Genomic DNA, 17,780 nt, shown 5'->3' with positions numbered 1-17,780 from the left:
GCAACTGCCGAAGGATTCTTCCGCCCCCGTCTTGCTGGTGTGGTATGTCGGTCTGACAAGAATACGGTCCCCTTAGAACCGGACATTCGGCAGGCGCACGCGCAAGGTTACACATCGCGGTGCGCTTTATTTTCGGCGAAGGACATAAAATCCATCAAAAATAGCCCGTCCTGCCCGGTTGGCCGCGTCGACCTTTCCGGATCGACGCGGCAGGTACCGATGGGGAGGACATCGGACCTGAATGTCATTCGGAAAAAAGTGCGGTTAGGTTACATAATGAAAAAATGGCGGTGTTTCACGATTTCCATCGCGCACTCTGCCCCGCTGCCTAAGGCGCAATTCCCCAGATAGCGGCGAGCTTGGAATAACTCCTCTCCGCCCGGTAGGGATCGCCGGGATCGACGCCTTCGACCATCCGCGCCCTTCGCGCGGTCTTGTCTTCTTCAGGCATTACCAGCGGATCGATACGTGTCCCCGTCCCATCGACGATCCGGTTCATCAGATTGAACAATCCGCACACGCTGATTGCATCGAACAGGGCCTGTTCCTCCCAACCGGCGGCATAAACCGCAGCAGCATCGGCTTCCACGATCATGCTCGGGGTCAGCGTGAGTTTGCGCACATAGGCCAGCAAGGGCTTGAGCTTTGCATCCACCGCGCAGCTTTCCAGATCGTTGATCAGGCCTTCGAACCAGTTTTCATCGATCCCGAATGCAGTTGCAGCCAGCACGTGCGAACCATGGCAATAGGTGCAGGCATTGAGGCCGGAGACATAGGCCGCGATCAGTTCGCGCTCGGCCACAGTCAGGGGCGACGGATCGCGCAGCACCCGGTCATGATATTCCAATAATGGGCCAACCGTGGCGGGGAAGAGTTTGAAAACGCTGTCCAATTGATGATCGGTTGGCAAGGAAGGGAATATCGACATCTTGGGGGTCCTGTCTTGGGGCAAACAATTATTTGAAGGTCAGATAGGCTGCGATGCTGCGCTGAAACACCGTCAGCAGACACAGGACCGCATAGACCGAGGCGATCAGTGCGAAGTGTCCGGGAAGGAGGCACATCAGAATGAAGGCCAGGATAGTCTCTGCCCCCTCGGCCAGGCCGGTGTTGTAGAAGAAGCTCTTCTGGCCATGATCGCTGGTTTCCAGGCCGCGCTTGGCTGCCAGCACGGCAAAACTCAGAAAGCTGATCCCGGTCAGGGTGAAGCTGGCAACCAACAACAAAGCAAAAGGCATATTTTCGGCCGATGCGAAGGCGAAACCGATGGGCACGGCGATGTAGAAGGCGAAATCGGCAACGATATCGAGATAGCCGCCGAAATCGGTGATCTTTGTCGCGCGGGCGACAGCGCCATCCAGCCCGTCCAGCATCCGGCTAACCAGGATGAGCGCCAGTCCGGCAACAAAGTGGCCTTGCGAGATCACTGCCCCGGCCCCTAGCCCCACCAACATTCCGGCCAGGGTGACGCTGTTGGCACTAATCCCCAATGCCGCAATCCGACGCCCGAGCGCATTGAGTGGCGGATCGATCAGCGGGCGGAGCTTCGCGTCGAACATCTGCTATCAAACCTGTGTCACAAGGCCGATGACTGCGGCGGTCATCGCCGATGTCATATTGCCCGCAACCCAGCTTTTCATGCCAAGGGCGGACACTTCGGACCGCCGTGCAGGGGCCAGGGTGGCGATGGTGGAAACCAGCAGGCCGACACTGGCCAGATTGGCGACGCCGCACAGTGCATAGGTCATGATCAGCGTGCTGCGGGTATCAAGTGTTCCAGCGGGGATGGCAGCCAGATCGAGATAGGCGACATATTCGTTGAAAATGGCCTTGGTCCCCATCAGCGCCCCGGCAGCCGGGGCCTGATCCCACGGGACTCCGATCGCCCACATCAGTGGAGCGAAGATCCAGCCGAAACCCCGCTTGAGGGTCAGCGGCTGCCCATCGACGAGCGGCAACCACAGCAGCATCTGATCGACCAGACTGACCAGGGCGAAGACCACGATGATCACACCGATGACCGCCAGCACCAGCTGGACGCCCTCCATCGTGCCGCGGATCACTGCGTCCATGCTGCTTTCGTACGACAGTTCAGGCTCCGCATCCTCGGCGCTGACAGAACCGTCACCCGGCACCATCAGCCGCGCGATCAGCACCGCCGCCGGCAGGGAAATCAGCGATGCCACGATCATGTGCCCCACTGCATTGGGCACCGTTTTGGACAGGGTGGTGGCGTATAGGATCAGGATCGCGCCGGAAATGGTCGACATGATCAGCACCATGACCGTGAACAATTCGGACCGGCTCATCCGGTCGAACCACGCGCGCATCACCAGCGGCGATTCCACCACGCCGAGGAACATCGTCGCGCCGCCGCCCAGACCGACCACGCCGCTGACCCCGAGTGTCCGGCGCAAGGCCCACGAAAGGCCGCGCACCATCGCCCGCAATATGCCCCAATGCCACAGCAGGGCCGACAGTGCCGAAAAGGTAATGATCAGCGGCAATATCTGGAATGCGATGACCAGTGGGGGGCTGGCCCCGGGCTTCAGGACGAAGGGAATGGGCGCACCGCCGGTATAGCCGAACATGTAACTCGACCCGACCAGCGTGGCCTTTTCGATCGCGGTGACACCCTGATTGGCAAAACCGACGATGGTCCAGATGACCGGAATCCGGGTGACCGCCACGGCCAGTATGATCTGCAGCAGCACGGCCCCGGCGATCCAGCGCCAGCCGGGGCGTGTCTTGCGGTCTTCCGACACGGCCCAGGCCAGCATCAGCAGGAAGCCGATGCCGATCAGTCCCTGGCCCTGCTGCAAAATCGCCATACTTGCCGTGCCCCCTAGAATTTCCACGCCGCGCCGAACTGGAACTGGCGCGGCGGTCCCGCATTGCGCTGAACAAACGGAGCGCCGCCGCCGAATTGCACCTGATTGGACGTTGTTGCCGCATTGGCAAAGCCGGATTCGTTATTGGCGTTGAACAGGTTGAACACATCCGCACTCAGTTCCAGCCGCCCAGCCAGCGCCGGTATGGCATAGCGGACCCCCAGATCCACCGAGGCGGACCAGGGCAGGCGCGCCGAATTGCGCGTGGCTCCGGGATAGCGATCCGAATTGCCGACGAAATTCTCGCCAAAGGAAGCCCCGTCTCCATTCAGGTCCTGGGTTCCGAAAATGCGTGCATCGGGAACCAGATTGATCGGTTGCCCCGACTGGAACAATCCCGCGACCGTGAGCGTCAGTCCGTCAACCGGGTACAGGAACCCGACTGCGGAAATGACATGGCGGCGGTCATTGGCCGAAGGGCCGTTGTCGGCACTGAAATCATTGGCATTGGATGCCCTGAAGTTGATGTCATCGGTGTTGTTGGTCAGTTTTGCCAGCGTGTAGGACAGGCGCAAAGCGTAGAAATCATCCCCCCGCGCCTTGTTTGCCTGCAGATTGAGCGCGCGGTAGGTGGCAGTGCCGCCTGTTTCGGAAACGGTGATCTGGCGTGCGCCGCCGGGCACCAGCGCAACCGGCCGGGTAGCGTCTGCGTCTGCTTGCGAACGCACCAGCCCCAGCGACTGCGCCAAGGCGAACCGGGTTGCATTGTCCGGCTGTGCGCGCAGCAGCGCAATATTCGCGTCCGTCAGATTGGCCATATTCGGCGTGAAGGGTGCGGGCGCATTGAGATCGCGCAGCCGGACCAGATTATGCGACCGGCTATAGATGATATCCGCGCTGAGGCTGATGGTGTCGGTTGCCTGATATTGATAGCCGCCGCTCAGCTGCAAACTATACGGGCTTTGATAGCCATCCGGATTAAGGATGCGTGCCTCGTTGATGGTCGCGGTATCTCTCAACGCCTGCACCTCTGCCGGCGAAGGACAGGCATCCACGGTCGCGCAGGCCGGAGAAACCGTCAGATTGCCGTCGAAAGTTACGTCGGCCAGATTGATGTCCGGCGCGATGATTGCGAGGTCCTGCAATTGCCCCAGCTGCGCAAGGAACGGCGCGGAGGTCGTATTGCGCTGGAGCGCATCCGAAATCACGGCGTAGCTGAGCTTGCCGTAGAAAAGACCCGCGCCGAAGCGAACGGACGAACGCGCATCAGGGCGATAATTCACCGCCAGGCGCGGCGCGAAATTATCCGTGTCACTGCCAGCCGCGCCCTTGCCGGTCAGGCTGTCATAATCCCACCGGACACCGAGGGTGGCGGAAAGCTGCGGGGAAATATTCCATTCGTCCTCCACGTAGAAGGCGAGCTGCGTCTGTCCGGTGCCGAAACTCTGCGGCCGCAATTCGACGGAATAATTGATCACTGCCGGATTGAGCGACAACACATCGCCCGCCGACAGCTCCAGACCCTTGCCCGCCAGCGATGCCAGTTGTTCCGGGGTCAGCTGCACGGTGAAATTGCCATCGGGATTGCCGCCGCCAAGTAGCGCGAAATCGGAATGCATCACATCGGTGCCAAAGCTCAACTTGTGATTGCCGAGGGTCCGCTGGAGCCGGTGGGTGGTCTGCCAGGTTTCCTCCAGATCGTTGAACACGAAGCCCGGATGGCCGACGACACCGACCGTCAGGCCGCTCTGATCCTGGATCGCGACCTGCGGCCCCGCTGGGCCCTTGGGCTGGCCGTAATCCCAGCGGAAGCGGCTGAACTGCACCGCGCCGTCATAGCTCCATTCATCCCCCGAATAGCTGGCGTTGGCGGCGATCACTGTTGAGAACCGGTCCTGATCCGACCCTGCGCTGGGGAAGGTGACATTGCCGCCGCCCAATGCGCCGCCAGGGCGGTCAATCGTGACCCGGCCGATGTTGGCGCGCAGTCCGATGGCCCAATCATCGTTCAGCCGGTGATCCAGCCTGACCGACCCGAGATAGAATTCATTGTTGCCGGTGACATTGGCGACTGTGCCCAGCGCAGGGGCATCGACGATCTGTTCGTTATGGTCGCGCGTGTATTCGAAATTGGCATAGAAGAATGTCTTGTCGCGGGCGATCGGACCGCCGATGCTCGCCCCGGCCTGATAGCGTTCGAAACTTTCCCCGACCGGATTTCCGCTGAGATCACGCCGCGCGAAGGCAGAGCGTGCATCGAGTGGGCGGCCCGGGCGGACCAGCGTATAAACTTCGCCGTGATAGTCGTTGGTGCCCGATGGGCTGGTGAAATTGACGATCCCGTTGGGTGTCCGGCCGTAAGCGACCGAATAGCTGTTGGCGAGGACGGTAACTTCCCGGGTGAAGCCCAGGGGCACCGGAAATTTCATTCCGCCGAGAAAATTCTCGTTATTGTCGAGTCCGTCGACGAGATAATTCGTGTCCAGACCGTTCGAACCGTTGATGGAAATGCCCGGCGCTTCGGGGAAGAAGCCGGTAGACGCGACAACATTGGGCAATCGCACAAGCGCGCCAACCACGTCCCTGCCCTCGATCGGCAAAGCCTGCAGTTCCTTATCCGACAGCGATGCCGATATTTCGGCATTCACAGTATTTATCGCGGTAACCGCCCGGCTGCCCGTGACGACGATCGCGGCCGTCCCGACAGGTTGCAGGCGCAGGGTTACACTGCTGGCGAAATTGGACCGCAGCGTTACCGGCTGGGCCTCCGAAGCTTCGTATTGGTCCGAGCCCGGTGCCGAAACGGTATAGGCCCCGCCGGTCGTCAGCGATTCCACACGGACCATGCCTTGATCATTGCTGGTTTCAACGCGCCGCAGCCCGATGGCCTTGTTTTCGATCACGATTTCAGCGTCCGCCACCGCAAGGCCGGTCTCCGCGTCGACAACCGCAATCTGCAAGCCTGCCTGCTGGGCAAAGGCTGGTGTCGTGACGGTGGCAGCAGTAACGACCAGGGCGCAGCCAAGCGCGGCGCGGTGCAGAATAGGCAAATCGAGATCTCCGGTAACACAGACGAGACGGGGCGAAGTGCCGCCCGGCTTATGGATTGATGACAGTTCGTCGCGGCATGGCGCTCAATCTTACAAATTGGCAAAAAAAATTTCGCACTTTTCATAAATACCGGGACGAGTGTCAAAGCAGCCGCCTGAATGGCCTGAGCTTCACCGCATTTGTAACCCGCCGGGTGCGTTGCGCGAATTGCATCCTGGGGAGAGAACAGAAGCTTGAAAGGTCAGACATGAAGATTTCACAGATTCTTGCCGCCAAGGGAACCTCCACACGCTCTATCGGTCATGACCAGAATTTTGGGAAGGCTTTGGCGAAAATGCACGAAGCGCAGATCGGCTCGATAGTGGTGGTCCATGCCGATAGCGGCGCGCTTCTCGGGCTGGTTTCCCAGCCGGAGATATTGGCAGGACTGACGACCTTCGGTTCCTCCAGCATGACTCACTGTGTGACCGGGATGATGCGCAAACCGGCCCCGGTCTGTGATCCGGACGATGACATCAGATCGGTCATGAGCCAGATGACCCGTGACCGGTGCCGTCACACCGTGGTGACGGGTTCCGACAGTTCGATCCAGGGGGTCGTTTCCATCGGGGATCTGGTGGCAGCGCAATTGCAGGAAGCCCGGCTCGAAGCCAATGTACTGCGGGATATGGCGCGTTCCCATCTGCTGCCCGCCTCGTTGTAGAACCGGGTAGGCGCGCGCATGGGCCTGCTGCTCTCGGTCGGTCGTTTGCTGGCCGGCTTCCTGACCGGCCCGTCGCGCGCGCCCTATGTCAATGCCCCCACCGATCCGGCGCTTCTCGCTCGCTCGATCAGACCGGGTGATGTGTTGCTGGTCGAAGGAAAGCAGCGGATCAGCACCGCAATAAAATATCTGACCCAATCGACCTGGTCCCACGCTGCCTTATGCACCGAAGTTCAATCGGCCGCCGGTCGATTGCCGCATCCCGTGCTCATCGAAGCCGACGCGGTGGACGGCGTTCGCCTCGTCGGAATCGAGGAGTTCGAGGGATTGCATTCCCGAATATGCCGCCCGGTGGGACTTTCCGCAGAAGACATAGCTGCGGTGGTCGCCCATGCCGTCAGCCATGTCGGCGACAGCTATGACTTGCGGAACGTGGTTGATCTGGCCCGATATCTATTCCCAACCCCGCCAGTGCCAACATCCTGGCGAAGACGGATGATCGCCTTCGGCAGCGGAGAGCCGACCAAGGCGATCTGCTCGACATTGGTGGCGCAGTCCTTCCAATCCATCCGCTACCCGATCCTGCCGCGGATCACTATTGAACAGTCGAACGAACTCGGTTGCAGCGACTGCATCCGGGAATTGCTGCACATCCGGCACCACAGCCTGTTCACACCGCGTGATTTCGATGTTTCGCCCTACTTCGAAATTGTGAAGCCAACGCTTGAAAACGGCTTCGACCACCGTAGCCTGGCGTGGCAGGATCCGTCGGACCTGCAGCCCTTAGACGCGGGCGTCTAACCACGCGGGGCGGGTGGGATCAGGCATCCTGTCCCCGAAGGAACCAGCGCTGCTTGGATTCTCCCCATCGCAAAAGATACAAACCCGCTGCAATGGTGAGGATCATGATGGCGTAGGCGACGATCCCGTAGCTGGTGAGACCAGGTATCGACCAGAGCATCATCGTGTCATTGCCCCCGGGTATCAACCGGGCTCCCGAAGCCATCAGGAAGCCCCCGCCCAGACAAGTGGCGCTTGCCGGAATGGAGGGCAGGACAAGCGAAAAGCCGGAGCCCAGTGCCGAACTGAGAATAGCGCCGGCGAACATGCTGATTGCCCCAATTTCGAGCGGCAAGCTGGATGCGGTCAAATTTCCGTTGACCGCCCGGTCGAGCACCGAAGTGTAACTCCAATCGGGATTAAGCGCGTAAATCACGCCGCCGCAAATTCCGACTGTCACGAGCGCCACCAACGGGGTGGTCCGGCGTTTGCGCAGTTTCGCCAGACTGAAGAGGATCAGGACAGCGAACAGCAGCGCTGTGAGGCAACCCGACCAGGTGAGGCGCACAGTATCGATAGCATCGGCAGCGAACCGCCCGCTAACGGGGGCGCTGTCTGCCACGGGATCAACGAACAGAGCCAGCGCCAGCGCAATTCCCGCAAGGGTCAGCAGATAATTCAGATTGCCGCGACACAGCTGCGAGACACTTCCAAGGAAGCATCCCCGGTTCAGCAAGGCGCCGGCACCCAGCAGGACACTACCCCCCACTATCGGCATCGTGATTGGCAAATCGGCGGGAAACCGCAGATCCTGCGGACTCAGAAACGCCATGCCAAGCAGAACCATTCCCGCCCAGCTGATCGCAATCAGCAACCCCAGCATCCAGTCAGGACGTCGTTCGATAACCAGGCGCCGAGTGCTGGCCACCGTGCAACTGTTGGCCCGGACCAGCGCGGCGCCAAGCAGAAATCCGGCGAGCGGCGTGATCCAGACCGCAAGCTGCGTCATGCTATGGGGAGCAGGGATCAAGCAGACAGCGCATCATGCCGAGCAGTGAGATAAGCAACAGGCTGACCGCCATCAAGGCGGCGATGCTGCTGTCCATCGAATTCCGGGCAAATTCAAAGGCGGGAATTGCGACCATCACGGATACCGCAAAAGCAGCCATCCGCGCTGTAACCATATTGGGCTTGTCGGTGATTCGACCGTAGCTGACGCGGTTCCGCGCTGCGTGCAGCGAAGCAGTATCCTTAGGCATTGCGGATGATCCAAACGACTTGGCCATGCGGCTTCTCCTCTGTCAAACCTGGTATCTTACCCTTGTTCGTTGGGGAGAGGCGTCTGGTTACCTGCGGATGCGGATCGCGGCAGGATTGTCGAAGATTCTGCGCTGCTTTTCCCGCGCCGCCAGCGGTGATAGCGCCCAACCCAGATCAACAGCCTTTCCGGAGCGTGGTTCCGTTTCCATTCGCCGGCCACATATTTGTTGGCTTCGGCCATTGTCGGATAGGTATGGATGGTGCCCAATATCTTGTTCAGGCCCAGCCCGTGCTTCATCGCCAACACATATTCCGCCAGCAATTCACCGGCATGTTCGCCCACGATGGTCACGCCCAGGATCTTGTCCTTGCCCGGAACCGTCAGCACTTTGACAAAGCCTTTCGTGGCGCTTTCGGTGATCGCCCGGTCGAGTTCATGCATCGGATAGGTGGTCAGTTCATAGGCAATGTCGCGTTCTTCGGCTTCGCGTTCGTTGATCCCCACCCGGGCAATTTCGGGATCGACGAATGTAGCATGTGGAATGACCCGGTAATCCACCTTGAACTTGCGCAAATGGCCGAACAGCGCGTTTACGCTGGCAAACCACGCCTGATGGGCTGCCGTATGGGTGAATTGATAAGGCCCTGATACGTCGCCGGCGGCAAAGATGTTGGGATACAGCGTGGCCAGCCCGTCATCCGTGACCACGGTCGCATCGGTCTGGATGCCCAGTTCTTCCAGTCCGTATCCGGTCAGCCGGGCCGATCGGCCCACCGCGATTAGCAGCGCATCGAAAGGTACCGAGTGTTCCTGGCCTTCTGCCTCCACGATCAGGCGCTTCTCGCCATCGACCACTTCGCAGCGGACTGCATTGTGACCGGTCAGAACGGTAATCCCCGATGCCTGCTGCGCCTCCAGCGCGATTGCCGAAACATCGTCGTCCTCGCGCGGCATGATCCGCGGCCCGCGCTGGATCTGTGTGACCTGCGCGCCAAGGCGGGCGAACGCCTGCGACAATTCGCACCCGATCGGTCCGCCGCCCAGCACGACCAGCCGCTCGGGAATGGTCTCCAAATGCGCGAATTCTTCCCACAGCGTGTCGCTGGTGACATAACCCACATCCTCCAGCCCCGGCAGATCCGGAACATGGGGCGCTGCGCCCGCGGCAATGATGATCGAGCGGGTCGTCAACCGCTGGATTTCGCCGTCATTGCGCTTGATCTCGACTGTCCAGGGATCGATAATCGTGGCGTAGCCTTGCACTACATCCACGCCCAGATTCGTGTAACGCTCCACGCTGTCATGCGGTTCGATCTCGGCGATGATGTCGTGAACGCGCTGCATGACCCGCTTGAAACTGAATTCGGGATTGATTGCCGCCAGTCCATACACATCGCCGCGGCGCATCTGGTCGGCCAGCTTGGCGCTCTTGATCAGCGCCTTGCTCGGCACACAGCCGTAATTGAGGCAGTCCCCGCCCATCTTGGATGCTTCCACCAAAGTCACTTTGGCTTTGACCGTTGCGGCAATATAGGATGATACCAGCCCGGCCGCCCCGGCGCCGATTACCACCAGATTGCGGTCATAGCTTTTGGGCCGGGTCCAGCGTGCATAGACCCGGCGGCGCTTGATCGCGGCCATGATCCACTTGCCGATCCACGGGGTCAGGGCCAGCGCGGCAAAGGACGCCAGCAATCCGGGCGAGGCAATGTCGCTCAGATCATTGATCCGGGCGATCTGCGTACCTGCGTTAACATAGACAATCGTCCCCAGCAGCATACCGACCTGGCTGACCCAGAAATAAGTGCGAGTCTTGATCGGCGTCAGCCCCATCAGAAGGTTGACCAGAAAGAACGGGAACACCGGCACCAGGCGCAGCGAGAACAGATAGAATGCGCCATCGCGCTCCACGCCTTCGTTCAGAGCCTTCAGGCGGCTGCCAAAGCGGGCCTGCACCCAGTCCCTGAACAGGAAGCGGGAGCCCAGAAAAGCCAGGGTCGCGCCGACTGTCGAGGCAAAGGATACGATCACCGTGCCGAGCACGACACCGAAGATCGCCCCAGCCGCCAGAGTCAGTATTGCCGCACCCGGGAACGATGCCGCGGTGGCGGCGACATAGACCAGGAAAAAGATCGCAATGATGGTCAGCGGCTCTGCCTGGTAGCGCGCATCGATCGCGTGCTGCTGGGCCTTGAGGTTTGCCAGTGTCAGTGTGTCGCCCAAATCGAAATAGACGAAAGCAAAAATTGCCAGGGCGGCAAGGATAAGGATGACAATTTTCTTCATGCGAGAATTCCTGGAAAGACCGTCATTCGATTACGGATTTGAACCTCCCTTCGCGATCCTGCCGGAAGCCAATCAAGTGCCATCAGGAACTGGAGTCTTCGGCGCCGGGATCGTGCGAAGCGAATGCGCGAGCAGCCTTGCCGAGTGTCGGCAGCTGTCGTTCGAAGTTCGTGCAGCCCCGGCAGATGGTTACATGAAGCCGCAAGTTTGCGCGTTCTGTAACCGAGAGGTCGCGTTCAAGACGCTGCGACAGCAGAAAGGTTGCATCATGGCAATTCAGCATGTTTGCGCTCCCGTCCCCAGCCAGTTGCTTTCCAGACAGGCACGCAGGCCGAGCCGTGCACGGTGAAGCAGGACATAGATATTGGCCATGGACAGCCCGGTCTCGGCGGAGATTTCGGCAGGTTCCAGCTCAATGATTTCCCGCATCATGAAGACGCGGGCCTGCCGGGCAGGCAGGCAGCCGAGACAGGAATCGAAAATCGCCAGAAATTGCTGGCTGTGCAGCGATTCCTCCGGATTGCCCCACGGCCTTGGTCGGGACATCTCCTGCCATTTTCCCCGGGAATCGAAAGCTGCGGAATATTCGCCTGTCTCGAAATCGTCATTCGGACCCTGCGCTGCAAGTGACTTGTGCCTTTGCCGACGCCGCAAGATATCGGCGATCTTGTTTTTCAGAATGGCAATGATCCAGGTCTTGAATGCCGCCTCGGCGCGGAAACTGCGCTCATTCCTTAGGGCACCCGCCAGCGCTTCCTGCACCGCATCCTCCACCTCCGCGTCATCGCCGAGCTGTAGCCGGGCGAACCGCAGCATTTCGGCGCGAACCTGCTCTATGAACGGTTCATCGAACGTGCTGCCAGGCCCGCCGGCGTCAAATCTGCCCGAAACAAGCTGGTCCATTCAAGAATCCATCAATCCGCGAGCCTTTGCCGCACTGTAACTCGCAACCAGGTATGGCACTGCATAATTCATCAGGAAGCGCGGCAAGTCCAGTTCGCCCAAGAGCCAAATGTCGGCACCCTGGTTAATGACATTCAGGCATGTTCCGACCACCAGCGCAACACGCAGTGCGTTACCTCTCACCGGATTTGTTATCATGCGCCGGCCCAGCTTTGCCGCCGACTCCTTGGCCCGAACCGTGTGACGCCGCACGAACCGGCGATCGATCCAGTCCTTCAGCAGCCAGATACTCCGCCCCCTCGCGGCGAGCCCGCCCCACGACAGGATTGCGCGCCTGTCTCCGGTCGCGAGGAGATACAGCGTCCGTTTCCGCGGAATATAGCGGCGAAGGCTGGCGCCGTCGAAGGTCGCTCGAAGGTTTGCGGCAAGCGCCGGACCGGCATGGACGGCGTGAACGCCCGACCGTGCCACCTGAACATCCGTCCGCGTGACGATGTCTCCCGCCGCGAAAATATTGGGATGGGAACGGGATTTGAGATCACTGCCGATTTCGACGAAGCCTTGGCCGTCAAGCGCCAGCCCCGATCCTGCCAGCCATGACGGCGGCGTGCTGCCAGTGGCCGCGATGACGAAATCGGCGGATATTGCCTCTCCGGTCGAGAGTACAACGGAATCGCGAGTTCCGACTGCATCAGCTGGAAATATCTCAATATTCCGTCTCGCCAGTTCCTCGCGGACATAGGCGATGACCGCTCTGGAATGGCCCGCCAGAATTCCTGGCTCCCCTGCTACCAGCGACACCTTGGCATTGGCCGAAATCTGCCGAAGTGCGTATTCTGCGGCAAAGGCGAGTTCGATCCCGGCTGCCCCTCCGCCGACGACGACCAGACTGAAGTTCTGCTGCCCGGACGCACTTTCCAGAACCGCGGGCCAATTTTCGGCGAACGCGTCCATCGGTCGCACCGGCAACAGGCGGCCGGCCAGCTGCGACAGCGGCCCGGTGTCCACTTCGCCCCCAACAGCGAGTGACAGCACATCGAAGTCGACCGTCCTGCCGGAGGCGAGGGTCAGTCTGCGCTTGTCTGCATCGAGTGCCTCCACGCTGTCGATCACCAGAGTGGCCCCGGCGCGTCTCGCCAGCGGCCGTAAATCGATGCGGTGTGCCCCTGGCGGATAATGCCCGGCTATCCATCCGGGGATCATCCCGGAATAGGCCGTAAAGGGAGCCGCCGTCACCAACCACTTCTCGACCCCGGGCAGCGGCGCGCGGGCCCAATCGTCAAGCACCGCCAGATGGGCATGACCGCCGCCCGCCAGCACCACGCGTTGCACGGTCCCTGCCATCAGATTACAGCGGGAAGCAACCGAGGTCGTCAGCTACTTCGAGAGGCCCCCGATAGCTCTGCCGGATCGCCTCTTCGCCTTCTTCCTGACGCGCAAGTGCGCGTTCCATGTTGTGTGCGAGGACCAGCTTTTTCGGCTGGATTGCAGCGGCCGCCTCTCCGATGGAACCGGGCCAGCGATGAAGCCCGCGCGGCTGGCCGTCGCCTTCCGGAATGACATTGTGCATGACCAGTATATCGGGTTTGAAATTCCGGAAGACCTGAACGAATTCCTGGCTCAGAAAGCTCTGGTCTCCGGCAAAAATGACCGATTTTCCTCCGCTCTCCACCAGATAGGCCAAAGCCGGCAAGTCCCCATGATGCACCGCGACGGCGCTGACTTTCAAATCTTCGGCCTCGAAGACAGTCTGCAAAGCCGGGTTGGTCACATCGACCTCGGTCACCTCGAGTACCGGCAAGCCGTAGCGGCCGTCAAGATAGCCGGAAAGATAGCGGAATGCCCCCGTTTGTTCGTCGAACAGCGCGGTCAGATGGGATTTGATGCCCGGGAACAGATCATCGCCGCTCGGCCCGACGATCGGCAGCGGCGCGGCCCGGTTTGCAAACCCGCCACTGTTCAGGATCGCATCCAGATCGGCGACATGGTCGGCATGAAAATGGGTGATCAGGATGGCTTGATGGTCGGTGAATTTGGCACCGGATTCGCCGTATCGGACAAAAGCGCCGCTTCCTGCATCGACCAGCAGCGCCGCTTTACCGTCCACCCACACTATTGCGCTCGTTCCCGCGCGGTGTCCCTCCGCAACCGGCCCGCCCGAGCCAAGTATCTGGAGAGACACGGTCCCGGCGCATTGGGACTGGGCTGGTGCGGCGCAGCCGAACATCCCCAGCGTCATAGCCGAGGCCAGTGCAAGACGCTTGAAATGTGTCATTGTGTGCCAATCAGAAATCCGTGCGGGGCCCGCACCCGACCGGCACGTTGGCAGGGTTCAGGGGCCCCGTCACCATTGGATCAGTTTGGGGACGAAGATTCGACCGGCCACAGCGCTGGCGACGACGGCGAGGCTGTGCCAGAGCCCAATGTGGTAGAGATCGTCATAGGGGCAGTGCAGCGAATAGGCGAAGATGCCTATGCTTCCGGCGGCGAGGCCGGTGAGGAGGCCGGCCTGCTCGGGTGAGGTCGGGGCGCCGCGGCGGAGCCACACGGTCAGCGCTCCGCCCACGATCAGGCCCAGCAGGCTGCCGTTCACCAGGCAACTGATCCCCTGCGCCGGCTGGGACTGGAAGAAGGCGTTGCCCCGATCGGCAAACCCCAACACAGCGGCCGACGCGGGCAGTAGCGCCGCCATGGCGGCCGCCCAGATCCAGCCGCCATGGGTGTTTCCCACCTGCGGTCGGCTCATGCTGATGACCGCGAAAGTTGCCGCTACGCCGAGCATCAGGAACAGGCCGGTGGCGAGCAGGAACACTGGATTGAAATGCCCGGCCGCCACGTCGGGCCTGACGCCCGCGAGCAGCGCCATAACTCCGATGGTCAGCACAGTGCTGCCGGACGCGGTCGCTAGCCCTCGCCGCAGCGTCAATGGTCGGTGCGGCTGGAGATCGTCTACCAGTTCTCCGATGAGATCATGATTATTGGTACGCATGGAAATTACTCTTTCTCGATCATGGCCGCGAGCTTCTTCAGCCCGCGGTGAATATTGACTTTGACCAAGGACTCGCTCTGGCCGCAGGCGTGGGAGGCTTCGGAGATGGACAGCCCCTCGATCTTGACCAGCTCGATGACGCGGGCCTGGGCCGGTGGTAGATAAGAAAACATCCGGTCCAGGCTGATCCGGGCGACAATCGCCGGTTCGGCACTGTCCGCCGCAAAGCTGTCGTCGAACCCGGTCTCGTCCGCCTTGTAGACTTTGCGCAGATGGTCGACCCAGCGATACCGCGCGATAGCGGCGAGCCACGGCAGAAAGGGCCGCTCTGGATCGTAGCTGGCGAGCTTGCGGTGCAGCGAGAGCAGCGTATCCTGCACCAGATCATCGATCTGGTGAGGAACGATCCGCCGCGCGTAGAAGCGTCTGAGCCACTTCTCGCATTCGGTCAGCAGCGTCGCATAGGCCTGGCGGTCTCCCCCCTGCGACATCGCCATCAGCCGCGCCATCGTGGCATCGTCTGCAATCATTGGCGGGTCTTTGCGAGCAAGGCCGCATCGAGAGAAAGCAGGCCGCTGCCGCGCACTATCAACACCAGCGCAAGCGCAGTCCACAACGAGTGTACCGACCACCATGCGTCCGGGTAGACAAAGATCTGGATGACCATGGTCATCCCCAGCAGCGCGGTCGCCGAAAGACGCGTCAGCAGGCCTAGGACCAGCAGGATCGGAAAGACATGCTCCGACACGGTCGCCATGACCGCGGCGAAATCGGTCGGCAGCGGCACATTGGCGTATTCCTCGCCGAACAGATAATAGGTGGTGTCGCTGATCGTGAACCAGCTGCCCTCCTCGATCTTGGTCCGGCCCGACCGCCAGAAAATCCCTGCCAGCGTGATCCGGACAAACAGCAGCATCAAAGATTCCGGAATCTTCCCGGAAATCCAGCCAATCACCCGGTCGTAAAATGCAATCATGCCAAATCCCCTGAAACTCTCGTCAATGCACCGGCCTCGACCAACGAGATAAATGTCGGCAGAAGTTCGGTATCGTCGTGCTGTTCGCCAACTTTCGTCAAAAGGTTACCGATCGTGATCGGCCCGCCCGCATGACTGATCGCTTTCAGTTGCGCCGAGTTGAGGGACGATAGCAGCACCTGCTCGAAAGGGCGAACAATCAGCAGCCCGGCAGCATCGGCCAGGCCCGGAATTTCTGCAGCCAGAATTTCATGCGGCGAGGTTTCGAAACGGACCGTCCGAACCGAAGGGTGCAAGGCAATAGGCAGTGCGAGGACCTTTGCGTCGGACAAGCCGGCCAGATCCGAAAGGTTCAGCACCGCTGCTTCCGCAGCGTGATAACTCTCGAGCCACTCCCATTCGAACCGGGCAAGATCGAGCACTTGCTTTTCGATATCCCGCGAAGCAAGAAATTGGGCGAATTGGTGGCCGATCTGGTCGAGGGACAAGCCGGGCACACCCGGATGCTCGACGTAATCGCGAGACAATTCGTTGAAAACCGCATGACCAAGACATTCTCGGGTCTTGGGAAATGTTTCCTCGAGCGCCACCAGACGCGCGTGCGAAATCGTATTGGCATGAACCTTCAGGCCGCGCAGCCAGATTGCGCGCGGTCCCTCGAACATATCCGGTTGAAGATAGGCAGGGCCGTGATCGAGCACCTCCATCATCGACGCCTGCATCTGTTCAAGCGACAGCATAGGATGTCTCTGCGTCGGCGCAGCCAGCCGCGGCGTTCATGATCGATTGCGCCTTGTGGACCTCGTCCATCAGAATTGGGTATTCCGGAACATCGGTATCCCATTCGATCAGGACGGGCTTCGGACCCGAACGGGCGACAAATCGCTCGAAAAGCGCCCAGGTCAGTGGCGACACCGGTGATCCGTGGTCGTCGATCAGCAAGGCCCCCTCGGGATGGTCTTCATGCGCATGCCCGGCGAGGTGAATTTCGCCCACCAGCGCGGGATCGACGCTGTCCACAAAGGCCCAGGGATCAAATCCGAGATTGGTCGCCGATACCTCGACATTGTTGATATCGAACAGGATCCCGCATCCGGCCCGCTCGCAAAGCAGATGGAGAAAATCCACTTCGCCCATTTCGTCACCGGCAAAGGCGAGATAGCGCGACGGATTTTCGATCAGCATTTTCCGGCCCAGCCTGTCCTGGACGACAGAGACTTGAGTGACAAAATGGTCGAGCGCGAGATTGGTATAGGACACAGGCAGCAGATCGGGATAGCGATTGCTGGCGGAACCGCTCCAGCTCAGGTGGTCGGACACGGAAGCGGGAGCATAGCGATCGCACAGCGCCGCAAGCCGGCCGAGTTCGCCGCGATCCACACCCGATGCCGTTCCGAGAGACAAGCCGACGGAATGGAAACTCAGCGGATAATGCTGCGCGATCTCGCCGAGCCAGCGGTGCGGCGGTCCGCCGTCGCAAAAGTAGTTCTGGGGGTGAACCTCCACCCAGCCCGGTTTGGCGGCAGGGCGCGTATCCGAGGAGCGAGTACTGGCTGACACTGGGTCAAGGAGTTCCGCATAATGTTGCGGCTTGAGCCCTATTCCCACCGAGGGGGGTAATTCGGAAAGGATGTTCATGCCAGCCAGTAGCCGCCGCGACCCGAGGGCTTAAGCCCCCTGGGGGACAGGTGCCGGGTTTCCGGAATGCGCAGTGAGCGTGCCGCCCATCGGTTCGCATTCGCCGGCCGGGACATTCTTCCAGGCGTTACCCTGGTAATCTACGGTCGAAGTACCGGCACAGCTGGTGCCCGGCCCCGCCGCGCAATCGTTCTTGCCGGCCAGCGCCACGCCGTAGCATTTCTCCATCGCGGCAACTTCGGTGTCCGCTGCAGGATCCGCCGCGTTCTGGTTCTGACCCGCATTAGACCCGCAGGACGCGAGCAATGCGGCGGCGGCGAGCGCCGACACCGAAGCGGCGATCCGGGTGTAATTCTTGCTCA

19 protein-coding genes are annotated in these 17,780 nt (G+C 60.7%); 2 read left to right on the top strand and 17 right to left on the bottom strand.

The window, feature by feature from the left end:
- Nucleotides 1-328 precede the first annotated feature (328 nt).
- From U0988_RS04100 to U0988_RS04085, 4 genes are all read right to left on the bottom strand, one after another.
- Nucleotides 329-892 (bottom strand): carboxymuconolactone decarboxylase family protein, encoded by a 564-nt coding sequence (locus tag U0988_RS04100; protein WP_322291369.1) that lies wholly within the window; start codon nucleotides 890-892, stop codon nucleotides 329-331.
- Nucleotides 893-956: 64 nt separating this feature from the next.
- The gene (locus U0988_RS04095; RefSeq protein WP_322291368.1) at nucleotides 957-1,559 is read right to left on the bottom strand and encodes a CDP-alcohol phosphatidyltransferase family protein; all 603 of its coding nucleotides are present in this window, start codon (nucleotides 1,557-1,559) and stop codon (nucleotides 957-959) included.
- A gap of 6 nt (nucleotides 1,560-1,565) precedes the next feature.
- On the bottom strand, nucleotides 1,566-2,831 hold the full coding sequence (locus tag U0988_RS04090; protein ID WP_322291367.1) for a NupC/NupG family nucleoside CNT transporter: 1,266 nt from the start codon (nucleotides 2,829-2,831) through the stop codon (nucleotides 1,566-1,568).
- A 14-nt stretch (nucleotides 2,832-2,845) separates the two neighbouring features.
- Complete coding sequence (locus tag U0988_RS04085) at nucleotides 2,846-5,881, bottom strand: TonB-dependent receptor domain-containing protein (RefSeq protein WP_322291366.1); 3,036 nt, start codon at nucleotides 5,879-5,881, stop codon at nucleotides 2,846-2,848.
- A gap of 248 nt (nucleotides 5,882-6,129) precedes the next feature.
- Between U0988_RS04085 and U0988_RS04080 the strand changes: the two genes are divergently transcribed.
- Both U0988_RS04080 and U0988_RS04075 read left to right on the top strand, forming a co-directional pair.
- On the top strand, nucleotides 6,130-6,585 hold the full coding sequence (locus U0988_RS04080; protein WP_322291365.1) for a CBS domain-containing protein: 456 nt from the start codon (nucleotides 6,130-6,132) through the stop codon (nucleotides 6,583-6,585).
- Nucleotides 6,586-6,603: 18 nt separating this feature from the next.
- The gene (locus U0988_RS04075) at nucleotides 6,604-7,386 is read left to right on the top strand and encodes a lipo-like protein (protein WP_322291364.1); all 783 of its coding nucleotides are present in this window, start codon (nucleotides 6,604-6,606) and stop codon (nucleotides 7,384-7,386) included.
- Nucleotides 7,387-7,405: 19 nt separating this feature from the next.
- Here U0988_RS04075 and U0988_RS04070 read toward each other — a convergent pair whose 3' ends face one another.
- The 13 genes from U0988_RS04070 to U0988_RS04015 all read right to left on the bottom strand — a co-directional run bounded on the left by U0988_RS04070 (nucleotide 7,406) and on the right by U0988_RS04015 (nucleotide 17,760).
- Entirely contained in the window at nucleotides 7,406-8,374 is a 969-nt protein-coding gene (locus U0988_RS04070) for a YeeE/YedE thiosulfate transporter family protein (RefSeq protein ID WP_322291363.1), read from the bottom strand.
- Between the two features lies 1 nt (nucleotide 8,375).
- Complete coding sequence (locus U0988_RS04065; RefSeq protein WP_322291362.1) at nucleotides 8,376-8,651, bottom strand: hypothetical protein; 276 nt, start codon at nucleotides 8,649-8,651, stop codon at nucleotides 8,376-8,378.
- A gap of 29 nt (nucleotides 8,652-8,680) precedes the next feature.
- Entirely contained in the window at nucleotides 8,681-10,912 is a 2,232-nt protein-coding gene (locus tag U0988_RS04060; RefSeq protein ID WP_322291361.1) for an FAD-dependent oxidoreductase, read from the bottom strand.
- An 82-nt stretch (nucleotides 10,913-10,994) separates the two neighbouring features.
- Entirely contained in the window at nucleotides 10,995-11,195 is a 201-nt protein-coding gene (locus U0988_RS13825; RefSeq protein ID WP_416172359.1) for a zf-HC2 domain-containing protein, read from the bottom strand.
- Nucleotides 11,189-11,815: a sigma-70 family RNA polymerase sigma factor gene (locus U0988_RS04055; protein WP_322291360.1), complete on the bottom strand. Its 627-nt coding sequence runs from the start codon at nucleotides 11,813-11,815 to the stop codon at nucleotides 11,189-11,191. Before U0988_RS04055 ends, U0988_RS13825 begins: the two co-directional genes overlap by 7 nt.
- Nucleotides 11,816-13,159 carry an FAD-dependent oxidoreductase gene (locus tag U0988_RS04050; protein WP_322291359.1) on the bottom strand — a complete coding sequence of 448 codons (1,344 nt, stop codon included), beginning with the start codon at nucleotides 13,157-13,159 and terminating at the stop codon, nucleotides 11,816-11,818.
- Between the two features lie 4 nt (nucleotides 13,160-13,163).
- Nucleotides 13,164-14,090, bottom strand: a complete 927-nt coding sequence (locus tag U0988_RS04045) for an MBL fold metallo-hydrolase (RefSeq protein ID WP_322291358.1) — start codon at nucleotides 14,088-14,090, stop codon at nucleotides 13,164-13,166.
- 69 nt (nucleotides 14,091-14,159) lie between these two features.
- Complete coding sequence (locus tag U0988_RS04040; RefSeq protein WP_322291357.1) at nucleotides 14,160-14,804, bottom strand: DUF1109 domain-containing protein; 645 nt, start codon at nucleotides 14,802-14,804, stop codon at nucleotides 14,160-14,162.
- Nucleotides 14,805-14,809: 5 nt separating this feature from the next.
- Nucleotides 14,810-15,334 carry a sigma-70 family RNA polymerase sigma factor gene (locus tag U0988_RS04035; RefSeq protein WP_322291356.1) on the bottom strand — a complete coding sequence of 175 codons (525 nt, stop codon included), beginning with the start codon at nucleotides 15,332-15,334 and terminating at the stop codon, nucleotides 14,810-14,812.
- On the bottom strand, nucleotides 15,331-15,780 hold the full coding sequence (locus U0988_RS04030; protein WP_322291355.1) for a DoxX family protein: 450 nt from the start codon (nucleotides 15,778-15,780) through the stop codon (nucleotides 15,331-15,333). The genes U0988_RS04035 and U0988_RS04030 overlap by 4 nt, the downstream gene beginning before the upstream one ends.
- Nucleotides 15,777-16,520, bottom strand: a complete 744-nt coding sequence (locus U0988_RS04025) for a putative DNA-binding domain-containing protein (RefSeq protein WP_322291354.1) — start codon at nucleotides 16,518-16,520, stop codon at nucleotides 15,777-15,779. Before U0988_RS04025 ends, U0988_RS04030 begins: the two co-directional genes overlap by 4 nt.
- On the bottom strand, nucleotides 16,507-17,418 hold the full coding sequence (locus tag U0988_RS04020; RefSeq protein ID WP_322291353.1) for a DUF692 domain-containing protein: 912 nt from the start codon (nucleotides 17,416-17,418) through the stop codon (nucleotides 16,507-16,509). The genes U0988_RS04025 and U0988_RS04020 overlap by 14 nt, the downstream gene beginning before the upstream one ends.
- Nucleotides 17,419-17,448: 30 nt before the next feature.
- Nucleotides 17,449-17,760 carry a DUF2282 domain-containing protein gene (locus U0988_RS04015; protein WP_416172362.1) on the bottom strand — a complete coding sequence of 104 codons (312 nt, stop codon included), beginning with the start codon at nucleotides 17,758-17,760 and terminating at the stop codon, nucleotides 17,449-17,451.
- Nucleotides 17,761-17,780: the final 20 nt, after the last annotated feature.

It is taken from the genome of Allopontixanthobacter sp. (genome assembly GCF_034376665.1).
Taxonomy (GTDB): domain Bacteria; phylum Pseudomonadota; class Alphaproteobacteria; order Sphingomonadales; family Sphingomonadaceae; genus Allopontixanthobacter.
This window is presented reverse-complemented; position numbering and strand designations above follow the sequence as displayed.